Origin of the sequence: Hwanghaeella sp. LZ110, assembly GCF_048892525.1 — a bacterium.
In the GTDB taxonomy this organism is placed as follows: domain Bacteria; phylum Pseudomonadota; class Alphaproteobacteria; order UBA8366; family Aestuariispiraceae; genus Pacificispira.
In genome coordinates this window covers 228,543-248,631 of record NZ_JBLZHT010000002.1, presented here as the reverse complement: position 1 = coordinate 248,631, position 20,089 = coordinate 228,543, and the positions used below count along the sequence as shown (strand labels likewise).

The following is a 20,089-nucleotide window of genomic DNA, read 5'->3' as shown; positions in this document are numbered from 1 at the left end:
CGTTAAAGTGTGTCTGACTGCCGGGCGCGCTTGGCGCAAACCCAGGTCCACCGAACCACCAGGACGATACAGGCCAGGGTCGCCCCTAACAGGATCGCCTCATACAGCCCCTGTGCGCCGCGTTCCATCACAATACCGATAATATAAGCGGCAGGGATCATCGAGCCGATAAAGCCGACCAGATTTATAAATGTGGGGGACCATTTATCGCCCGTGCCCCGCAATGCATTGGCCAGTGTGAACTGACCGCCATCCAACATCATCGCAACACCGACCAACATGGTTGCGGGCGCCATGACATGCAGTAGTTTTTCATCGGTGATCTGATACATGTAGGCCATGGTCTGTTCAGGCAGGAACCATAGGATAACGGCTATGGGAAGTAACAGGACCATGTTCCAGAACATGCCCGTCCAGCCCGCCAGGGCGCGATCCGGCCAGTCCCGGCGACCATGGGCAACCCCGACGCGAACCGCTGTCGCATTGGCGATGCCCAGCGATATCATGAAGATCATCGATAACAGATTCATATTCACGGTAAACGAGGCAAGCTCGTTCGCGGCCATCCAACCGGCATAGATATGCAATACATGATACGCCCCGCTTTCCGCGGCATAGGCAGGACCTGCGGCATAGCCGTGTCGGCGCATGACCTTCCCGCCAGCAATCCAACCAGGCTGAGGACGCTGGCGAATGCCATATTCCTGACGACCGCCCAGATACCAGACATATCCTGTCACCCCGATCATCATCAGGGTGCGACAGATCGTGGTCGCCAGGGCGGCACCATCTGCCCCTTCTACCCCCAACCCGCCATGGATCAGCCACAGATTCAGAGGGATGTTCACAAGATTGACACCCCAGACAATGATCATGCCTGGGACCGGTCGCCCCATCGCCTCCAGGTAGTAATTACTGGCCATATAAATCATCAGGGGCAACAGACCGATCCCCTGAATATGGGTCACACTGGCGCTGATTTTCGCGAGGTGGGGATCCTGTCCGACCAGCAGAAAATAGGTTTCAGCGAACTGTGTCATAACAACGCCGACAATACCCAGGACGATGCCATAGGGCAGTGCACGACGCCAAACCTGTCCGGTTTCTGCAACCCGACCCGCACCGCGCAAGTGGCTGGTTTCCACCACAGTTCCGAACATCAATCCGATGCCACAGACCAGCAAGAGGATGAAAGCAGAGGTTCCCAGGCCATAACGACCCACTTCTTCCGCCCCCAATGGCCCCAACATGATGGTATCGGTCAGCGCCAGGGTCAGAATGCCGGCACGGCTGATAACCACCGGCCCGGCAAGACGGAATAGCTCATGGGTGTGTCGGTTGAACCGGCTAAAAAACCACGACAGGCCGGATTGCCCAGATGCGCGCTGGGGGGAGGAATACGGCGCGGGTTGTGAATTTTCGCTCATGACCTTAGGTGACCTGAGCCTGAGATTTATGCAAGCAAAAAGAGAATAAAAATTCCAACCTTTTAAAACTACACCTCAAGGTCACTGTAATACAGTCCTAGAACATTGTATCGATAACCCGGTCCGGGGGATTGTGCCCATCGACATAGGTTTTGATGTTGATGATAACGCGTTCTCCCATATTGATCCGGCCCTCAATCGTTGCAGAGCCCATATGCGGCAACAGAACGACATTTGACAGCTTGATCAATTTTGGATTCACGGCGGGTTCATTTTCATAAACATCCAGGCCCGCACCGGCGATCTGTCCCTGGGACAGCGCCTTGACCAGGGCCCCTTCGTCGATGACTTCCCCGCGCGACGTGTTCACCACATAGGCATGGCTTTTCATCAGATCCAGGCGGCGTGAATTCAACAAATGATAGGTTGCAGGCGTATGGGGGCAATTGATCGACAGGATATCCATATGCGCAATCATCTGATCCAGGGACGACCAGAAGGTCGCCTCCAGCGCGTGTTCGACGTCTTCGGCCACCCGGTTGCGATTATGATAATGGACAGACAGGCCAAACCCCTTGGCCCGGCGCGCAACGGCGGTGCCGATCCGACCCATGCCGATAATGCCCAGCCGCTTGCCATGAATACGATGGCCCAACATTCCCGTTGGGCTCCATCCTGTCCATTTGCCCTCGCGCACCAATTGCTCCCCTTCCACCAGACGGCGGGGAACCGACAGGATAAGCGCCATGGTCATATCAGCGGTGTCTTCGGTCAGCACATCTGGGGTATTGGTCACAACGATGCCACGTTTGCGGGCGATGGCGAAATCAATATGGTCCACGCCGGTGCCAAAACTGGCGATCATTTTCAGGCTGTCGCCAGCCGCATCCAGTATGTCTTTGTCAATCTTGTCGGTTACAGTTGGGACCAGAATTTCCGCGCGCGAAACCGCATCCAGCATCTGGTCGCGGGTAAAAGCCTCATCAACCAGGTTCAGCTCACAATCAAACAGCTCCATCATCCGGGTTTCAATGATATCCGGCAGCTTGCGCGTGACGATGACTTTCGGCTTCCTATACGTCATGACAATTCCATCCGTTCCCTAACACTGCCCCGCCCGTTTGTTCCGCAATCTGGCGCAAGCGACGGGCTTTATTGTTTCAGTCGTAATTCTCAGTTCAAAAACACTGATTTTGAGTCAAAAACCAGCCTGATACGGTCCTGCGTCGCTATGAACCAAGGTCCAACGCTTTCTTTATAGGAGAATCACGCTATAGGAAACCGATTGACCCTGCTTGTCACTCCCTTAAGGAAAACATGCGCCGCATTTTCACACTTCTCTCTTTGCTTTTGACCTTGGCCCTTGCGCCAGGCCCGCTGGCAGCGCAATCCAGCGGCCAGCCAGTGCCCCGTATGGTCTCTATCAAGGCCTCAGAAGCAAATGCCCGAACCGGCCCCGGCGTGGATTACCCCATTCGGTGGGTCTATCATCGCATGGATATGCCGGTTCAGGTCATCGCAGAATTCGATAAGTGGCGGAAAATTCGCGATTGGGAGGGGGATGAAGGCTGGGTCCATTTCGCACTGTTAAGCTCCCGGCGGACGGTGATCGTCACGGCACCGGAAACCACCCTTCGCCGCCTGTCAGCCGCCGCGTCTCCCGCTGTCGCGCGCCTGGCCCAGGGCATGGTTGCCCGCATCGAACTGTGCGAACCCGATTGGTGCCTGGTCACTGTCGAAGGCTATGACGGCTGGCTGGACCGCAACGACGTCTGGGGCATCGATCCCGGCGAGGTGCTGCAGTAGAAGGTCCTTTAATTCGCATACTGATAAAGTATATACTTCGTCATGATCTTTTCTGACGAAGGAGCGTGCTATGCAGAAGGATTCCGTATTTACGCTAAAGCTGGAACCAGATCTACATGCAGCCTTTAAACAGGCGGCAGAGGCAACGCACCGCCCGGCATCACAAGTCGTTCGCGAGTTGATGCGCGATTTCATTGAGCAACAAAAGGAAAAGGCGGGTTACGAAGCCTATCTGGAAAGAAAGGTCTCAGCAGCACGGCAATCAGTCGCCGCTAAATCCGGAAAAACGCACACAGCGACCAATTCAGAATTCGAGAGTCGGAAGCAGGTGCTGAGAGACACGTTGGTACCTAAAAATTAATGGAGATAATTTGGACTCCAGAGGCAGAGAAAGACCGCTTGGCGGTATTTGAATACATCGCCGCTGATAATCCATCCGCCGCGATCACTTTAGATGATCGGTTGGTTGAGGTTGTTTCCAAACTGATCGATTTTCCAACAATGGGCACCCAGGGGCTCATAAGTGGCACGAGAGAACTTATCCTAGAGAAGCACTTTCGCGTGATTTATGAAGTGAACGGGACGACTGTCTGGATTTTGGCCTTAGTCCATACATCCAGACAGTGGCCACCTTTGTAACCCCTACCCAAAATCCTTCGCCAGGGCGTCGCGGGACGCGTCGGTCAGGACGGCCATGTGGCCATATTGGTCGTGGCTGAAACCGACCAGCACTTGCGCCGCCGACTTGAAGGCCGCGATCTGGGTATCGGTGAAGGGGAAATGGATGAATTGAACCGATGATGCCTTGCCGTCGGCGGTGGTGCGGTCCAGATCTTCTTCCGGGACGCCCATAACCTCATGATCGCCAAAGCGGATGAACATGGTGTTTTCCACCCCACCCAGGCGCGACAGGAAATTCTTGCGGCGGATCGGTTCATCGATTTCGAACATCACCGTGGCGGTCAGCTCCTTCCCCTTTGGAATCATCGGATTATAGGCGCGCAGTTCATCCTCAACCTGCTCGTCCCCGCCCTTTTCGATATACAGCATTTCCTGCACCTGATGCAGCATCGTGTCGTAGTTTTCGAAATAGCAGGTCGCGACCGGGCCAATTTCGATGCGGCGCATCTTCTTCAGCGCGATCAGCGCGGCATGGCGCTCTTTCCGAACCTTGATATAGTCCGGCAGGGGCAGGATATCGGCTTTGGTGATCTCAGTTTTCATCATGTATTCCATCTGTTTGCTCTGACTTTCAATTTGGTAAGCTTGGCGCTCACATCAATCCATAGGATTTTGCCAACAGCACAATCGGGTGGGCGGCCAGTTCGGGTTTTGTATATTCACCCTCCCCCTCCGGCGTTTCCGGGGCGGCGGCGATGCCTTGTTCAATATGCAGACCCGCCAGAGGACATTCTGATGCGATATATTTCGCCTTGCCCTTAGATTGCATCTGCTTGAAGACCGGTTTTCCAACCTTCATGCCGACATCGAAAGTGTCCTTCATTATCCCCCATGAACCACCATGGCCGGAACAGCGCTCCACCGCCGCAATGCGGGTGTCGGGGATCAGGCGGGCCAGTTCAGCCCCCTTCTGGCCCATATTCTGAGCCCGCGCATGACAGGCGATATGAATGGAGATCGGACCATCCAGAGGCTGCAACCCTTCTGCCAGACCCTTTTGTTTGGACAGCGCGACGACATATTCCGAGATATCGTGCGACGCCCCGGACAAGGCCTTCACATCCGGATCCTCTGGAACCAGCAGCGGCCATTCGAATTTCAGCATCAGGGCGCAGGATGGCACCAGGGCAATCACATCATATCCCTGATCGATATAGGGGCGCAGGGCCTTGGCAACATTTTTCGCCTTACCCGCAACGGTGCCCAGATCGCCCTGTTCCATTTGCGGCATGCCACAGCATTCCGGATAGACGACCTCGCATTCCACCCCGTTCTTGGCCAGGATTTTCATCGCAGCCTCGCCAATCTGGGGCGTGTTGTAATTGCCATAGCATGTGGCATAGATCACGGCCTTCTGGCCGGCGCCAGGACCTGTCGGATCAGCCTTCGGGAAATCCTTCGCCATATCCACCAGGGTCTTGCCCGCAAACGGTGGCAGGGCCGCGTCCTTATGGACCCCCGCGACCGATTGCATCACGCCCCGGGTCAATCCATTGCCGCGATCTGTTGCCCAATTCGCCAAGCCGGCTAAGGATGTTCCCAGCTTGCCATTGCGGTCGGTCTTGGTCAGTTGCGCTTCCAGTCCGCCGCGCAGGCCCTTCTTATTTTCCACCGCCCGATAGCGCAGCATCAGATGGGGAAAATCCAGATTGAATTCGTGCGGCGGGACATAGGGGCATTTCACCATGAAACACATGTCGCACAGGGTGCAGGCATCCACGACCGGTTTGAAATCTTTAGAATCAACCGTGTCCAACTCTTCCGACGGCGCGGCATCGATCAGGTCGAACAGCCGCGGGAAGCTGTCACACAGGTTAAAGCAGCGGCGGCAGCCATGGCAGATGTCAAACACCCGGCGCAATTCCGCATCCAGCTTTTCCTCGTCATAGAAATCCGGATCATCCCACCCGATTGGATGGCGCATTGGCGCGTCCAAACTGCCTTCCCGCATTTCCGTCTCCTGATTTCAAGACTGAATAAGAGAGCTCTTTACGAGCAAAGAGAAGAGAGGCGGTACCGGAATTTGCCGCTACCGCCCCCTTCTGACAGACACTTAGTCCATCGAGTCCAATGCTTTCTGGAAACGACCGGCGTGAGACTTTTCAGCCTTCGCCAGGGTTTCGAACCATTGGGCGATCTCGTCAAAGCCTTCTTCGCGGGCCGTGCGCGCCATGCCCGGATACATATCCGTGTATTCATGGGTTTCGCCAACGATGGCCGCTTTCAGATTCAGCGAGGTTTCGCCAATCGGCTCGCCCGTTGCCGGGTCGCCGGTTTCTTCCAGATATTCCAAATGGCCATGGGCGTGGCCGGTTTCACCTTCCGCCGTTGAGCGGAAAACGGCGGCGACGTCGTTATAGCCTTCAATATCCGCCTTTTGGGCGAAATAGAGATAGCGGCGGTTTGCCTGGCTTTCGCCCGCAAACGCGTCTTTCAGATTGTTTTCGGTTTTGCTGCCTTTAAGGGACATGATCATCCTCCTGATCCGTTGAACACCGCCCAACCAAACAGAAAAGGGCAATGTACGTGGTGTACTATCCGCTAACCGCCGCAAGGGCGTCTAACGCCCCGATTACGTCGGGACACAGATATCCTAGCGCAGGGAAAACCCACGTCAACAGTTTAAAACAATTCTAAACTAGAAAATATTGGGATGATTTTGTTACGGAACGCTTACCAAACTCACGGCCGTGTCACACGGATAATGACATCAACGCGATCCATCACGGTCCCGTCGGGGGGCGTGGGCAAACGACTCAATTCCACCGAATCGACGGGGATATCCACCAGTTCCCCCACAGGCTCCACATAGAAATGATGGTGTGCATGGGTGTTGGTGTCGAAGTAAGAGCGACCAGGACCCACCACGACTTCGCGCAGCAGCCCGGATTCGGTAAATTGATGCAGCGTGTTGTAAACCGTCGCCAAAGAGACCTTCACCGTCGCCTTGCGGGCCATCCCGTGCAGATCTTCCGCCGTGATATGCTGATCGCCGCCATCAAACAGAAGTTTCGCCAAAGCCATGCGCTGGCGTGTCGGGCGCAAGCCGACCTGCTTTAACCGCAACAGGGCATCGGCATAGGGGCGCTGGACACCAGGAGTGCTTCCTGCTGCCTCTAAAGTCCCATCTGTGACAGTCTTACCGGTCTGATCGTCGGGCATCCGACAGTCTCCTTCGTGATTTGATCCTGATGTTGCATCGCAACGGATCAAATTCAACCGTAATCACAATACTCTATGCCTTTTTCTAGAACAACACCAATTCAAAGTTAGCCCAATTCTCCCTGATTTTCAGAAAAAATTCGACCAACCCCCCACAATATATCGCGATTTTTCTGATGTGATACGCTATATCGGCCCTATGACCCGACAGACCGGCAAGAAATCATCCCCCCGCAAATCCGGTGCGAAAAAGGCTGCGCCCCGGAAAGCTGCGCCTGCGCAATCGAAGCAGACAAAAACCGGAAAAAGGAAGATACCCGCCCTGCGTCGGGGCGGCGGCAGCCGGGAACCCCGGCGCTGGCCCCGCGTCGTTCGGGGATTTGTGTCCCTGATCATCTGGGGACTGGTGCTGGGTGCAGGTGTCATAGGCTGGTTTGCCTGGGACATGCCCAACCCCAGCACTGTTCTGGCCCAGGACAATCGCCAGCCTGCCGTCACAATTGTCGCCTCTGATGGCGCGTCCCTGATGAAGGTTGGGGATTTATATGGACTGCGGGTCAGCCTGTCCGACTTGCCGCCCTACATGCCCCAGGCCTTGCTGGCGACGGAGGACCGGCGATTTTATTATCATCCGGGGGTCGACCCAATTGGGGTGATCCGGGCGATTGTCAGCAATCTGCGCGCCGGGGGCGTTCGGGAGGGGGGCAGCACGCTGACGCAACAGCTTGCCAAGAATCTGTTCCTGTCGCGCGAGCGAACCTTGCGGCGCAAGGTGCAGGAAGCGTTGTTGGCCTTTTGGCTGGAGGCGCGATATGGCAAGGACAAGATCCTGGAAATCTATCTGAACCGCATCTATCTGGGAGCCGGTGCCTATGGCGTTGACGCAGCGGCCAGGCGGTATTTCGGAAAGCCTGCCGCCGCATTGAGCCTTTGGCAATCCGCCGTGCTGGCGGGACTGCCCAAGGCCCCGTCCGCCTTGAACCCCTTCCGGGCACCGGAACAATCCGCCCGCCGCGCCCGCGAAGTGCTGAATGATATGGTCAGCGCCGGGTTCATCACACAGGCCACCGCCGACGCCGCCAAACAGAGCCGTGTTGAAACTGTCGCCACCGATGCATCAGGGGCGCAGACGCGCTGGCTGGCGGAATGGGCCTTTGATCGCGCCGCAGATATTCTGGGCGGTGTGGACCGCGACATCCTGGTGGAAACCACGTTGGAGCCGGACCTGCAGCGCGCCGCAGAGGCCGCTGCGACCACAATTGGCCCCCTGGCGCGCGAAAAAGGGGCGGGCGAACTGGCCTTTGTCGCAATGCGGCCCGATGGCGCGGTTTCAGCCCTATTGGGTGGGGCCAACCGGCAGAAATCCGCCTTTAACCGCGCCGTACATGGCAAACGCCAGCCAGGGTCTGTCTTTAAGCTGTTCGTCTATCTGGCTGCTTTTGAAGGGGGTCTTACCCCAGACAGCCCCATTGATGATCGTATCGCGCCGATTGAAGGTTGGACCCCGCGCAATGCGGGGGTCGGGCATCGGGGTGTGGTCAGCCTGCGAGAAGGGGTCGCGCGATCGATTAATACAGTGGCGGTCGCTGCGATGGAAACCGTCGGGCGGGGCAAGGTTGTTGATATGGCACGGCGGCTTGGCATTACTGCGCCGCTGTCCCCCGACCCTTCACTGGCCTTGGGCGTGTATGAAGTCAGCCCGATGGAGATCGCCGGAGCCTATGCGACCCTGGCCGGTCGGGGATATGCCGCCACGCCCTATGTCATCCGGCGTATCCGCGATGCCGCCGATGGGTCCGTGATTTATGAACGGGGCACGACCCAGGGCGCGCGCATCCTCTCCCCCCAGGTCGTCGCGATGGCCGATGATGTCTTCAGCGCCTCCGTCGCCTGGGGCACCAGCAAGGCCGCCGCCCTGCCGGACCGCCCTGCCGCAGGAAAGACGGGCACGACGCAGGACTATAAGGATGCCTGGTTTGCTGGCTATGTGCCGCAATTGGCTGCGGTCATCTGGATGGGCAACGACAATGGCAGGGCCAGCGATGGCGTCTATGGCGGCCTGTATCCCGCCCAGATGTGGCGGGCCTTTATGATGCAGGCCATGCAGGGCCAGCCGATCCAGCCCTTGAATTAAGGCTTATGCCGCCAGGGACAGGGTGAATCGCCGAATGCGCATACAGGCCTCCGCCAGTTTCTCCTGACTAGCCACAAGGCCCAGACGGATATGCCCGATTGCGCTGGGCCCGAAGGCTGTTCCGGTCATCACCCCGACATTCTCTTCATCCAGCAAACGGGCGGCATAGGTGAAATCATCCAGACCGGTTCCCCGAACATCGACCATGACAAACATCCCCGCCGCCGGATAGCGCAGCGTCAGGCCCGGAATATTGGCCAGATGCTCACAGACCAGATCGCGACGGGCACGGTAATCGGCCAACATGCTGGCCCGATCTGATTCAATCTCTCCGGTTTCATCGATCAAGGCGGCCAGTGCGGCATCCTGAATGAAGGGGGGAATGCCATACAGCGTGCAACTGGCCATATCCGTAATGATCCCGGCCAGGGTTGGATTGGCGACCATCCAACCAACGCGCCAGCCGCTCATCCGATAGGCCTTGGACATCGACCCCAGGGTCACGGTGCGATCCGCCATGCCGGGCAGCGCGCCAATCGCCACATGGGTCGCATCATAAACGAAATCCGCATACACCTCGTCCGAAACCACCCACAGGTCATGCTTCTTGGCCAGATCCGCAATCGCTTCCAGCACCGCTTTGGGATAAATCGCGCCGGTCGGATTATTCGGGCTGTTCAACAGAATGACGCGGCTATTGGGCGTGATCGCCGCGGCAATTCTCTCAGGATCTACAACAAAATCTGCTTCTGGATCACAGGGTACGGTGACCATGGTTGCCCCCCCGGCACGACAGACGCCAGGATAGGTGGCATAATAGGGTTCGGGGACAATGACCTCATCCCCCACGCCAGCCAGACAGACCAGCACGGAATACAGGGCATTCTGGGCACCCGCCAGGATACAGCAACTGTCAGGCGTGACCCTTTGACCCGTCAGCGCAAGATGACGTGCCGCCACGGCGGCCTTTAGGGCATCCGACCCGGTCAGGGGTGAATAGTGATGCCGCCCCGCATCCAGGGCCTGTTTCGCAGCGGCGACAATGGCAGGCGGCGTTGTGGCAGAGCGTTCTTCGCCCGCTGACAGGACGATCACAGGTTCCCCCGCCGCTTCCTTGACCCAGGCACGCCGATGGATTTCCCAGGCATCGTCGCCCATGCCACCAAACCGTTTCGCATTGTCTGAATACCGCATGCAATCCTCCGATTTTAACCGGCGCACAATCTGTCAATTCACCGACCGGGGCAAGTCCAGTCCGTCACGTTCCCGCCCGGATGGCAGGCGGGAGTCGGGATTCAGAACAAAGCTGGTGATATCCCTGATCACCAGATCCGCATTCAAATCCCGGATCAACATATGATAGCCCGTATCATACAATGCCAATCGCCACCCTGCCCCCGGTGTCAGGCGGGAAACCGCCCCCTGCCAGGCCGTATCGGGCAGGATATCCTCATTCAATCCATACAACAGCAGGACATTATCCCCCAATTGGGGAATCCCGGCATAAGCGCTGTCCATCAGGTCCACCAGACCGTGGATCGCATCGATTCTGGTGCGCCGGATCATCATCGGGTCCCGCGCCAGCGCCCGCAGCATGGGAATATTGTCCGACGGGGTCCGGCGAATTTGGGGCGCGACCTCCAGCCAGGGCAGGGTATAGGACATCGCCCATAGCGGCCAACGCTGCCACCAGGGCATAACGGCACGGCCCCATACTGCCGGGGCGGACAGGATCGTGCGGTCCACATCGGGATGGGGCAGGCTGTCGGAAGTGATCGCGGTCAATGCCACCGCACCCCCCATGCTTTCCCCCAGCACCGCAATGGGAATTTTGGGATATCGGGCGCGCAGGATTTGTGTTGCGCTGGCAAGGTCGCTGACCATCGCGTCTGTTCCATGCCACAGGCCGCGTCCTTCGGTCGCACCAAAGCCCCGTTGGTCATAGGCATAAACGGCAATCCCGGCCTGGGCCCAGATCGGGGCGGCCTTGGCAAAGGCATGAGAATAATCGTTGAAGCCATGCAGCGCGACCAGAACCGCCTGAACCGGTCCATCCTGTGGCAGGGTTTCCAGCACCGGCAGGCGATACCCATCGGCCATAATGAAGGCATCATTTGCCAGTCTGGGGGTTTCAATCAGGGGCCCCAACCCCTCAACGCGTGGCGCGCAGGCTGAGACCAGGATCGCCAACAGGACACAGCAGAGGCCGCGCAGGATCATCTGCCGCCCCAGGGTCAGTCGTGTTTGGTCAATTGCAGGAAGATATCTTCCAGATCGGTCTCTTCGGTCGACAGGTCCAGAATATGCAAATTGGCCTCAGTCACAGCAGAAATGATCTGTCCCGCCGTCATGGCGGACGGGCGATAGGCGACCGTCATGACGGTTGGTCCGTCACTGGTCCCGTCCTGTGGGTGGATCGTTGCCCCCATCTGCGCCAGTTTTTCCGGCACGATGGCCAGGGTTTCGCGGACCGTGACGCGCACGGTCTTGGCATCCAGCCGTCCCAGCAGACTGCGGGTGTCATCATTGGCAACCAGTTTGCCCTGATTGATGATACCGATATGATCGCACAGTTCTTCCGCCTCTTCCAGATAATGGGTGGTCAGGACCACGGTCGTGCCGCGCTTGTTCAAGGCGACGACATTTTCCCAAAGCTGGCGGCGCAATTCGATATCGACCCCGGCGGTCGGCTCGTCCAACACCAGAACCGGCGGATTATGAACCAGCGCCTTGCCGATCAGCAGACGACGGCGCATGCCGCCCGACAGGGTGCGCGCATAAGCATCACGCTTATCTGCCAGCCCAATCATATCCAGGATTTCCTTGGTCCGTCGTTCCCCCTTTGGAACGCCATACAGGCCCGCCTGCACATCCAGCATTTCTTCTGGTGTGAAGAAGGGGTCGATATTCAATTCCTGCGGCACGACACCAATGGACGCCTTGGCCATGCGCGGATTATCTGTCACATCATAGCCCCAGATCCGGGCGCTGCCGGACGTTTTCGTCACCAGGCCAGCCAGTATATTGATAAAGGTCGATTTACCGGCCCCATTTGGCCCCAGCAACCCAAACAGGCTGCCGCGCGGGATTTGCAGATCGATATGATCCAGCGCCAATTTGTCCTGTGACTTGCCCTGTCCGCGATAGACCTTGGTCAGACCCTTGGCATCAATCGCCAGGTCGGGGTCGGTCGATGTGGCGGCATCGACATGCATATGGGTGTCTAGCGGCATGGATATCCTCTTTCAGCTTCAGTCTGGACCGGTTCAGCCCGCCCTGTGCTGTTGCACCCCATTTACACATTCGCCCCATTTACACTTGCACGGGGGGGCGTGGCTGGGTCATAACGAAACAACGGGCGGGATGGTCGGCCTGCGCCCTTAGATAGGCCTACAGGCCGATTGGGGCAAGCACCGACATTACCGGCCTGACGCAAATGGACTTTTGGTTTGGGGTCTCCCGGCCTCTTACTCGTGCTCTTAGGATAGAGGATGCATCGCACCATGCCAGCGCCTTCGATCAATGAACCTGAAACCGAAATCGTCGAAACCAGCCGCGTCAGTTGCGACGGCGGCGGCGGTGCCCTGGGCCACCCCAAGGTCTATATGCAGATCGGCCCGGAACGCTATGTCGAATGCGGCTATTGCGACAAAAAATTTGTGCTGAAAGACGGTGTCCCGCTGGGCGGCCATCACTGAGCATCATGCGTTCGCATGCGCTCACACAAGATGCTCTATGCCAGACCGACAACGGCCAAACAAAACCCCCGCGACCAGTCATCCGCGGGGGTTTTTTTATGGGACTTTCCCCAGTGTTAGACGTGCCCCTGTCTTAGACGTGCTGATTCAACCAGTCCTGCAGGGCGCTTTTCGGGGCGGCGCCGACTTTCGTGCCAATCACCTGACCATCCTTGAACAACATCAGGGTCGGAATCCCGCGCACGCCATATTTCGTCGGCGTTTGGGGGTTTTCATCGATATTCAGCTTTGCAATCGTCAGCTTGCCATCCATATCAGCGGAAATTTCATCCAGCGCCGGGGCAATGGATTTGCAGGGACCGCACCATTCCGCCCAATAGTCCACCAGGACCGGGCCGTCCGCCTGCAACACCTTGCTTTCAAATTCGTCATCAGAAACTTTGACCGTGCTCATACTGCGTCTCCTTATTCCCGTCGCGGACTTTTCCCAGAATGGGAGCGTCGGCGGGACGGACAGTTACGGGTTAACTTTGTGCATCTCATTTATGCTCAGGGTGAATCTAAGCAGGGGCCGGGTTGGAATCAAGCGACGCGATCAAGAACCGCGTCGGGCAATGCGACCAGACGCGGTGTTTCCGTGAAAACCAGCGCGCATTGCACCGCACGGTCTGGATAGATTTGCCGTAAAATAGCCCGATATCCCGCCATTTGTGCCAGGTAGGCACGAGGTACCGCACTGGCCTCCGTCGGGGCGGGCCGCAGGGTCTTATAATCCACGACAAGGATCTCATTCCTGGCGATCAACAGTCGATCCACCTGTCCAGAAACCGCAAACGGGCCCAGTGATTCGCCAGACTGTAACACCAGCCCCGCCAATGGCACCTCTGCCCGGCTGTCTGGCCCGAATAAGAGGGCGAAGGCGGCATGGCGCAAAACACCATCAGTTTCCCGCCACAGGGCGGATTGTTCTTCTTCTATCAAACCATGGGCCGGCAGGGCCAGATACCGCATTGCCGCCTGTTCGCGATCCACCAACGGCAGATCGGGCAGGGTCTGCAAAAGACGGTGAATCAGCTTTCCCCGCTTGAAGCGCAAGGGATCATCATCCCGCAAGGGGGAGCGTACAGCCGGATCAAGGAGTCCAGGTCGACTGGGCGTCAGCGGGCGCGGTGGGGCCGGTTCTTCCGGTGGCGCGGCCGTCAGCCAGCGGGGCACAGTTTTGTCCATCAGATCCGGACGATCTGGTTTCTTGTCAGTCTCTGTGCCGGGATTGCCGGTTTCATACAATTGGATATCACCGGTCCAGCCCCCAATCGCAGCACCATCAGCACCTGCACCCGATGGCAGGAAGGGGGCTTCTACTGTGCCGTCCAGGCGCTCCAACCCGCTTTTCACCAGCGCATGCCAGTTCCCCTCTGGCGGGGTGGTTCGGGGCAAACGCCCGGTCACGATCAACCGATCCTCCGCCCGGGTCATGGCGACATATAGAAGTCGGCGGTATTCGCGTTCCGTTGCGGCCTTTTCAGCCTCCTTCAGGGATGCCGCCACCGGTTCCTCATAGCGCGAAGAGGGTGTCCATATCGGCAGATGCAAGCCACTGTCATGGTACAGCCAGCGCAGGGGGGTGCCCCGCGCACCGCTTTTCGTCATGGCGTCGGGCAGGATCACGATCGGGGCCTGTAGCCCCTTTGCGCCATGCACCGTCATGATGCGAACCTCGTCACGGGCCTCCGTCTCCAGATCCCGCTTCAAATCCGTATTGCCCCGGGCAAACCAGGCCAGAAAGCCTTCCAGCGACGGCGTATTGGTGCGGTCATGGTCCAGGGTCAGGGTCAGGAATTCCTCCAGCGGGTCTTCAACCTCCGTCCCCAATCGCGCGACCAGGGCCTGACGCCCGGTAAAGGATTGACTGTCCGTCGCCATTTTTCCAGGGCCGGGACAGGGGGAAATCAAGGCGCGCTGAAACAATTCATAGGGGGCCAGCCGGTCTGTGGCATCCAGCAATCCGTCAAACCAGCGTGCTGCCGCCGCAAAACGCGGATTCTGGGCCTTCAGGGCCGAAAGCCGTTGCCACAGGCTTTGCGCGCCGCGATCCGTGGCCAGGTGAAACAGGTCGTCATCATCCATTCCGACAAAGGGCGATTTCAGCAAACAGGCGAAGGTCAGGTCATCCTGGGGCAACAGCAAGGCGCGGGCCAGCGCCAGCAGATCCATCACCGCGATCTGTTCCGTCAGCGTGATCCGATCCACCCCGGCGACCGGAATGCTGCGGCGTTTCAATTCCCGCACCAGCGCATCGATCAGGACCGTTCGGCGCTGTACCAGAAACAGGATATCCCCGGCGCGGATCGGGCGACCCTTGGCAGGCAGGATTTCCTTGTTTCCGATCCAGCCACTGATGGTTTCTGCCAGACCTTCCGCCAAAGTCTGAGTCGCGTCCGCAGAACTGCCGCCTTCCAGGCTGGGGATGGTGAACAGATCATCATCCTGCGTGTCTGGGGGAACCGTGGGGGGCCAGACCTCGACCCGACCCTGTAAGCCGGTGCGAAAGGCATGGTGCTTCAAGGCCGGTTCATCTGGTTCCACGACACCATCACGGGCGGGCATTTCGGCAAAGGTTGAATCTACAACGTCCAGAACGGCCTGGACGGAGCGGAAAGAGATATCCATCGGCACCCGGCGAATGTCCTGTCCGCCCGCCTGGGCGCTGTTTGTCAGACTGTCGCGCCACTGGCGATAGCCTTCGGGATCTGCCCCCTGAAAGCTGTAGATGGATTGTTTCGCATCCCCAACGACGAACAGGGTTCGGGCCTGTTCCGCACGCCCCTGGCCGGAAAAAAATTCCGTGACCAGCGCATCAATGATGGCGCGCTGATCGGCGCTGGTATCCTGTGCCTCATCAATCAGCATATGGGTCAGGCCGCCATCCAGTTTGAACAGCACCCAGGGCACAGTATCCCTGGCCAGCAGACGGCCGGTGAAATGGATCAGGTCATCATAATCCAGCCGCGCCGTCGCCCGTTTGTTGGCCTCATAGGCCCGCAGCACCGCTTCACCCAATCGCAACAGACCCTCGCTGGCGCGCGCCGTGGCCTGACGGCGCAGGCGTTGATCGACCGCCAGCAGCCGGTCCTGTTCCGCCAACAGCACATCGGGCGTCGCCGGACTGTTTTCCGCCACCGCCTTCACACATAAGGTCTTTAAGGGCTCGTACTTTCTGGTCAGATAGGCACCGATATAGCGATCAAATGTTGCAATCCGCGTTTCGCGACCCCCGGCCAGCCATGCCGCGATAATGCGCCCTTTTTCCTGATTCGGACCTGTGCCAAAATCCAGCAGAGCCGTCGCGGCCTGTCGCAATGCCGCTTCGTCTGCCACGCCCGGTGCACAGGCGTCATCGATCACCTGATCTTCATCCAGACCCGGTTCTGCGCCCAAGGCCTGATGCAGGGCCGCAATTGCCCCATCCAACCCGCCAACGCGCCGCAGGGCATCCGGCGCCAGCCAGGCGCGATGTCTGGACAGCCCCGCCATCAGATCGGAGAATGTGCCTTCTGCCGCCCGCGCCGTCACCGCCGTCAACGCGGCATTCAAGGTCGCATTACCCTCTGCAGCGCCCAACACGGTATCGCGCGCCAATTCCATCGCTTCCGCCGCCTGGCGCTCATCCATCGCCTCAAAATTCGGTGCGACGCGGGCCTCCAGCGGGAAGCGGCCCAGAACCGACTGGCAGAAACTGTGAATGGTGCGGATGCGCAACCCGCCTGGAAGATCCAACACCTGGGCAAACAGGCGTCGGGCCCGCGCCAGTTTCTGCGGTGTCACTGTGCCACCATCCAGATTGCGGATTGCGGTGCTCAACGCCCCTTCATCCATGCGAGTCCATTTTGACAATTCACGGTGAATGCGGTTCGCCATTTCTGCGGCGGCGGCCTTTGTGAAGGTGACACACAGCAATCCATCCGGCTTGGCCCCATCGACCAACAGGGCCAGAACCCGGTCGGTCAGAACCTTTGTCTTGCCACTGCCAGCGCTGGCCGCAACCCAGACGCTGGATTTCGGATCCGCAGCACGGCGTTGGGTCAGATTGGGATCGGGCCTTGGGTCTGTCATGACTCACCCCCGTCCGCATCGCCACCCAGCGACCATTCCTTAATACGGGCCAGATGCGCATAATCGTTAAAGCGCGGGGCCTCCCCCGGGCGCGGCACAGACGGATAGGCCGTGTCTGGATCATCATAGGCCGCGATCAGCGCGGTCAGCTTGTCGCGCACCAATTGGGCCAATTCATCAGGATCAGCCGCATCATTGATCTGAATCGATCCCGCCGGTTCGCCCCCACTTAGCTTCCAATAGGCCAATTCAACAATGGGACCTGGCGGAATGTCCAGAAACCCCCTGTTCTTCAATATTGCAGCCTCCAAGGGCAATTGCGGGGCTGTCAGGGCCCCTACGGCCTTTTTGTTGGGCATGGTGCCGGTCTTGTAATCCAGAATGGCATAACCGCCATCGCGATACCGGTCGATGCGATCCGCTTCGGCTGTCAGCAGGAACGGGCCAGCAGGGGCTGCGATTTCAATCTTCCCGCTGATCTCTGTATAGCTTTGCGCCAGTCTCGGGCGTCTTGCTGCTTCCTGAGCCAGGAACCATACCGCGATCCGCTCAAACCGTGGCCACCAGAAGGCCCGCACAGTGGGGCGTGCCAATGCCTCCTGCCCAAAGACGTCTCGTCCAATCTCTATTAGCCGGGCGGCGGCATCAGGGGGCAAATGATCAGGATAATCGCGGGTGAACCGGTCCAGCGCCAAATGGATCATGTTTCCCTTATCCGCCGCGCCCAGATCACTTTCCAACGGGTCCAGCACATCCAATTTCAAGATGCGACTGGCAAAGATCGAATACGGGTCGCGCATCAGCGTTTCAATGCGCGTCGCCGACAGCCTGCGGGGGCGCTTGTCAACGGGGGGACGTGGTGCGGGCGGCTGCAACATCGGCAGGCGATCCCGGCTGTCCAGATGACGTTGCCAGTCCATACGCTGCCGGCTGTCCGTGTTATTCTTGGGCAGGATAGGATCCAGACCCAGCCGCTCCGTCACCGTTGCCAGACGCTCCAGCCAGCGGGCGGGCACTGTCTGTTGCCCACCGGTCTTTTCTGACCGCAGCAGAACAACCTCTGGCGCGGCGAAGGCCTGGGCGAAGTCATGCGCCGACAGACCAATGCGCCGTTCATGCGGGGGCAGGCCAAAGGCACTGCGCATCGCACGCGACATCCAGGGATCATCCCCCGGTTCCGGCGGCCATACCCCTTCGTTCAATCCTGCCAGGATCAGGCGATCAGCGTGCTGCAAACGGGCTTCCAGCGGTCCCAGAATGGCCAGTCTGGGATGCGCGCCATAGCGCGGGCGCACCGTTTTGCCTGCCATCAGCGCATCGATCAGGGCGACATAATCCCCTGGACCAACCGCACCCAACAGGGGGGCGGCGGGCATCAGATCAGCGATGAAATCAGCCAGCATCTCCCCATCTTCACCGCGCCACAGGGCATCGGCACCGGGGCTATCCTGTGTCGCAGCCAGCGCCTCTGCGGCCTGGATATGGGCGGTCAGCAGATCATCAAAACCGATGTCACCCCCCGCCATCAGGGCCAGCAGGGGCTGCAGGGCGGCTTCAATCGCATCCACGGTTCCCAGCGCCGCTTGAATGGACTCCTCACTGGGCGGCTTGCGGGTTTCCTGGCGTCGTGCGATCAGGGCCCGGCGCAGGCCCTGTGGCCCACCTGCAGGCTTTGGCCCGCGCAATCCAGTGACTTCCAGATGCCGCACCGCCTTCCGCAAATCGCCAGGCTGCCCGCCCAATGCCGCCATCGGATGCTTTAACAGGGCCAACAGGGCGACCGGGGCCAATCGCTTCTGAACCGCCTCTGCCGTCAGGACGAAAAACCGACCCGCCTCCGTCTGAGCCAGCGGGCGACCAGCGGAATCATCGATCTGAATCCCCCAACGATCCAATTGCGCCGCCACCCGACGGGCCAGAATGCGATCCGGTGTCACCAAGGCTGCGGTCTTGCCGGGGGTTTCCAAGACCTCCCGCAGGCATTGCGCGGCCATTTCCGCCTCTGCCGATTGCGATGGGGCAGCCAGCCATTGCACATCCGCGAAGGCCGATTCATCCAACCCGCCGGACTCCGCCAAGCCACGCCAGCGCTCCGTCGTTGACGCCGGGCGCAAAGCCTCCGCGATCAACCGCACCCGGGCCGTCCGATCCGGACCGGTGCCCGCATCGGGCCAATCCAGCACATCCGCACGGGTTACCTCCAGCTTCTCCAACAGCACGGCCATACCATGCTGGGGATGGGTCGCATCTTCGACGACTGCGCCCCAATCCTCTTGGGCAAGAACCCGATCCAAACCGGGCAGAACGACCATGCCCTGGGGCAAATTGGCAACCGTTGCAATCAGATGCGCTGTAGCGGGAATGGACCCTGTCGACCCTGCCGCGATGACTGGATGGGTCGGCGGGGATTCGCGCCACAATTCCGCCTGGGACAACAGCAGGCGATTGCGACGCTCTGCCGGATCCATCAGGCCGCTTTCCGCCAGATGCGCGGGCCATGCCGTGCGGATGATGTTCAGGAAATCCAGCGTCACACCCCAATGGTCGGCATATAGTTCGGGCACCAGCCCATCCAGCCGATCCAGGCTTAACCCCTCCGTCTGAACCTGATCCAACAGCCGCCCCAATTCGCGGGCCAGAAGCAGCGCCTGATCCGGGCCGATCGGGTCCAGCGCCGGGTCCGATTTGGCCTGCTGGTTGCGCTGTGCCTTTACCAGACCGGTCAACAGTAACAGGCGCTCTGTTTCAGATATCGCCGGGGGCAGATCGGTCAGTTCCGCCAGGGCACCGGCGGCGGAACCAGGGGCGGTCAGGACCAGTTCTTCCTCATCCACATCGCCAACGGGCTGCATCCGGGGCAACAGCATCGCCTTGCCATCCGCCTGACGCAGGAACGCTTCGCGCAGCGACCGACAGGCCCGACGTGTCGGCAATAGAACCAACATATCAGACAAAGCCAGGGGATCGTCGCCTGCCCGGGCCAGAAGACCCAGCGCCAAGGCGTCCACGAAAGCCCGATCGGGCGCGATTGTGTACAGCGATTGGTGTTTCACAGGTAAAAGACTACC

Annotated in this window: 17 protein-coding genes; 5 read left to right on the top strand and 12 right to left on the bottom strand. The window is 59.1% G+C overall.

Annotated features, from left to right (window positions below; translation table 11 throughout):
- Positions 1–2: 2 nt before the first annotated feature.
- A complete protein-coding gene (locus ACOSDM_RS04880; protein ID WP_420723369.1) occupies positions 3–1,427 on the bottom strand; it encodes an MATE family efflux transporter in 1,425 nt (474 codons plus the stop codon).
- A 97-nt stretch (positions 1,428–1,524) separates the two neighbouring features.
- Positions 1,525–2,511, bottom strand: a complete 987-nt coding sequence (locus tag ACOSDM_RS04875; RefSeq protein WP_420723368.1) for a 2-hydroxyacid dehydrogenase — start codon at positions 2,509–2,511, stop codon at positions 1,525–1,527.
- A gap of 233 nt (positions 2,512–2,744) precedes the next feature.
- Here ACOSDM_RS04875 and ACOSDM_RS04870 point away from each other — a divergent pair, with 233 nt between their 5' ends.
- The 3 genes from ACOSDM_RS04870 (at position 2,745) to ACOSDM_RS04860 (ending at position 3,872) form a co-directional block, all read left to right on the top strand.
- Positions 2,745–3,233, top strand: a complete 489-nt coding sequence (locus ACOSDM_RS04870) for an SH3 domain-containing protein (protein ID WP_420723367.1) — start codon at positions 2,745–2,747, stop codon at positions 3,231–3,233.
- A 70-nt stretch (positions 3,234–3,303) separates the two neighbouring features.
- Positions 3,304–3,594 carry an antitoxin of toxin-antitoxin stability system gene (locus ACOSDM_RS04865; RefSeq protein ID WP_420723366.1) on the top strand — a complete coding sequence of 97 codons (291 nt, stop codon included), beginning with the start codon at positions 3,304–3,306 and terminating at the stop codon, positions 3,592–3,594.
- Positions 3,594–3,872: a type II toxin-antitoxin system RelE/ParE family toxin gene (locus tag ACOSDM_RS04860; RefSeq protein ID WP_420723365.1), complete on the top strand. Its 279-nt coding sequence runs from the start codon at positions 3,594–3,596 to the stop codon at positions 3,870–3,872. The genes ACOSDM_RS04865 and ACOSDM_RS04860 overlap by 1 nt, the downstream gene beginning before the upstream one ends.
- Positions 3,873–3,875: 3 nt before the next feature.
- On the opposite strand, the gene ACOSDM_RS04855 is transcribed toward ACOSDM_RS04860, so the two are convergent.
- The 4 genes from ACOSDM_RS04855 to irrA all read right to left on the bottom strand — a co-directional run bounded on the left by ACOSDM_RS04855 (position 3,876) and on the right by irrA (position 7,076).
- Positions 3,876–4,460 carry a DUF3501 family protein gene (locus tag ACOSDM_RS04855; protein ID WP_420723364.1) on the bottom strand — a complete coding sequence of 195 codons (585 nt, stop codon included), beginning with the start codon at positions 4,458–4,460 and terminating at the stop codon, positions 3,876–3,878.
- A 46-nt stretch (positions 4,461–4,506) separates the two neighbouring features.
- Complete coding sequence (locus ACOSDM_RS04850) at positions 4,507–5,865, bottom strand: (Fe-S)-binding protein (protein WP_420723363.1); 1,359 nt, start codon at positions 5,863–5,865, stop codon at positions 4,507–4,509.
- Positions 5,866–5,967: 102 nt separating this feature from the next.
- Positions 5,968–6,387, bottom strand: a complete 420-nt coding sequence (locus tag ACOSDM_RS04845) for a rubrerythrin family protein (RefSeq protein WP_420723637.1) — start codon at positions 6,385–6,387, stop codon at positions 5,968–5,970.
- 209 nt (positions 6,388–6,596) lie between these two features.
- Positions 6,597–7,076, bottom strand: coding sequence for an iron response transcriptional regulator IrrA (gene irrA, locus ACOSDM_RS04840; protein WP_420723362.1), 480 nt, complete (start codon positions 7,074–7,076; stop codon positions 6,597–6,599).
- 199 nt (positions 7,077–7,275) lie between these two features.
- Here irrA and ACOSDM_RS04835 point away from each other — a divergent pair, with 199 nt between their 5' ends.
- Positions 7,276–9,210 carry a transglycosylase domain-containing protein gene (locus ACOSDM_RS04835; protein WP_420723361.1) on the top strand — a complete coding sequence of 645 codons (1,935 nt, stop codon included), beginning with the start codon at positions 7,276–7,278 and terminating at the stop codon, positions 9,208–9,210.
- 3 nt (positions 9,211–9,213) lie between these two features.
- On the opposite strand, the gene ACOSDM_RS04830 is transcribed toward ACOSDM_RS04835, so the two are convergent.
- From ACOSDM_RS04830 to ACOSDM_RS04820, 3 genes are read right to left on the bottom strand one after another with little or no spacing between them, the layout of a single operon-like run.
- Complete coding sequence (locus tag ACOSDM_RS04830; RefSeq protein WP_420723360.1) at positions 9,214–10,404, bottom strand: pyridoxal phosphate-dependent aminotransferase; 1,191 nt, start codon at positions 10,402–10,404, stop codon at positions 9,214–9,216.
- Positions 10,405–10,437: 33 nt separating this feature from the next.
- Positions 10,438–11,430, bottom strand: a complete 993-nt coding sequence (locus ACOSDM_RS04825; protein WP_420723359.1) for a lysophospholipase — start codon at positions 11,428–11,430, stop codon at positions 10,438–10,440.
- 14 nt (positions 11,431–11,444) lie between these two features.
- Positions 11,445–12,443 (bottom strand): ABC transporter ATP-binding protein, encoded by a 999-nt coding sequence (locus tag ACOSDM_RS04820; protein ID WP_420723358.1) that lies wholly within the window; start codon positions 12,441–12,443, stop codon positions 11,445–11,447.
- Between the two features lie 270 nt (positions 12,444–12,713).
- On the opposite strand from ACOSDM_RS04820, the gene ACOSDM_RS04815 reads away from it, so the two are divergent.
- Positions 12,714–12,908: a zinc-finger domain-containing protein gene (locus ACOSDM_RS04815; RefSeq protein ID WP_420723357.1), complete on the top strand. Its 195-nt coding sequence runs from the start codon at positions 12,714–12,716 to the stop codon at positions 12,906–12,908.
- A 133-nt stretch (positions 12,909–13,041) separates the two neighbouring features.
- Here the strand turns inward: ACOSDM_RS04815 and trxA are convergent, their stop codons facing one another.
- The 3 genes from trxA to addB all read right to left on the bottom strand — a co-directional run bounded on the left by trxA (position 13,042) and on the right by addB (position 20,074).
- Positions 13,042–13,362, bottom strand: a complete 321-nt coding sequence (trxA, locus tag ACOSDM_RS04810; RefSeq protein WP_420723356.1) for a thioredoxin TrxA — start codon at positions 13,360–13,362, stop codon at positions 13,042–13,044.
- Between the two features lie 128 nt (positions 13,363–13,490).
- Entirely contained in the window at positions 13,491–17,021 is a 3,531-nt protein-coding gene (gene addA / locus ACOSDM_RS04805) for a double-strand break repair helicase AddA (protein WP_420723355.1), read from the bottom strand.
- On the bottom strand, positions 17,018–20,074 hold the full coding sequence (gene addB, locus ACOSDM_RS04800) for a double-strand break repair protein AddB (RefSeq protein ID WP_420723354.1): 3,057 nt from the start codon (positions 20,072–20,074) through the stop codon (positions 17,018–17,020). Before addB ends, addA begins: the two co-directional genes overlap by 4 nt.
- Positions 20,075–20,089: the final 15 nt, after the last annotated feature.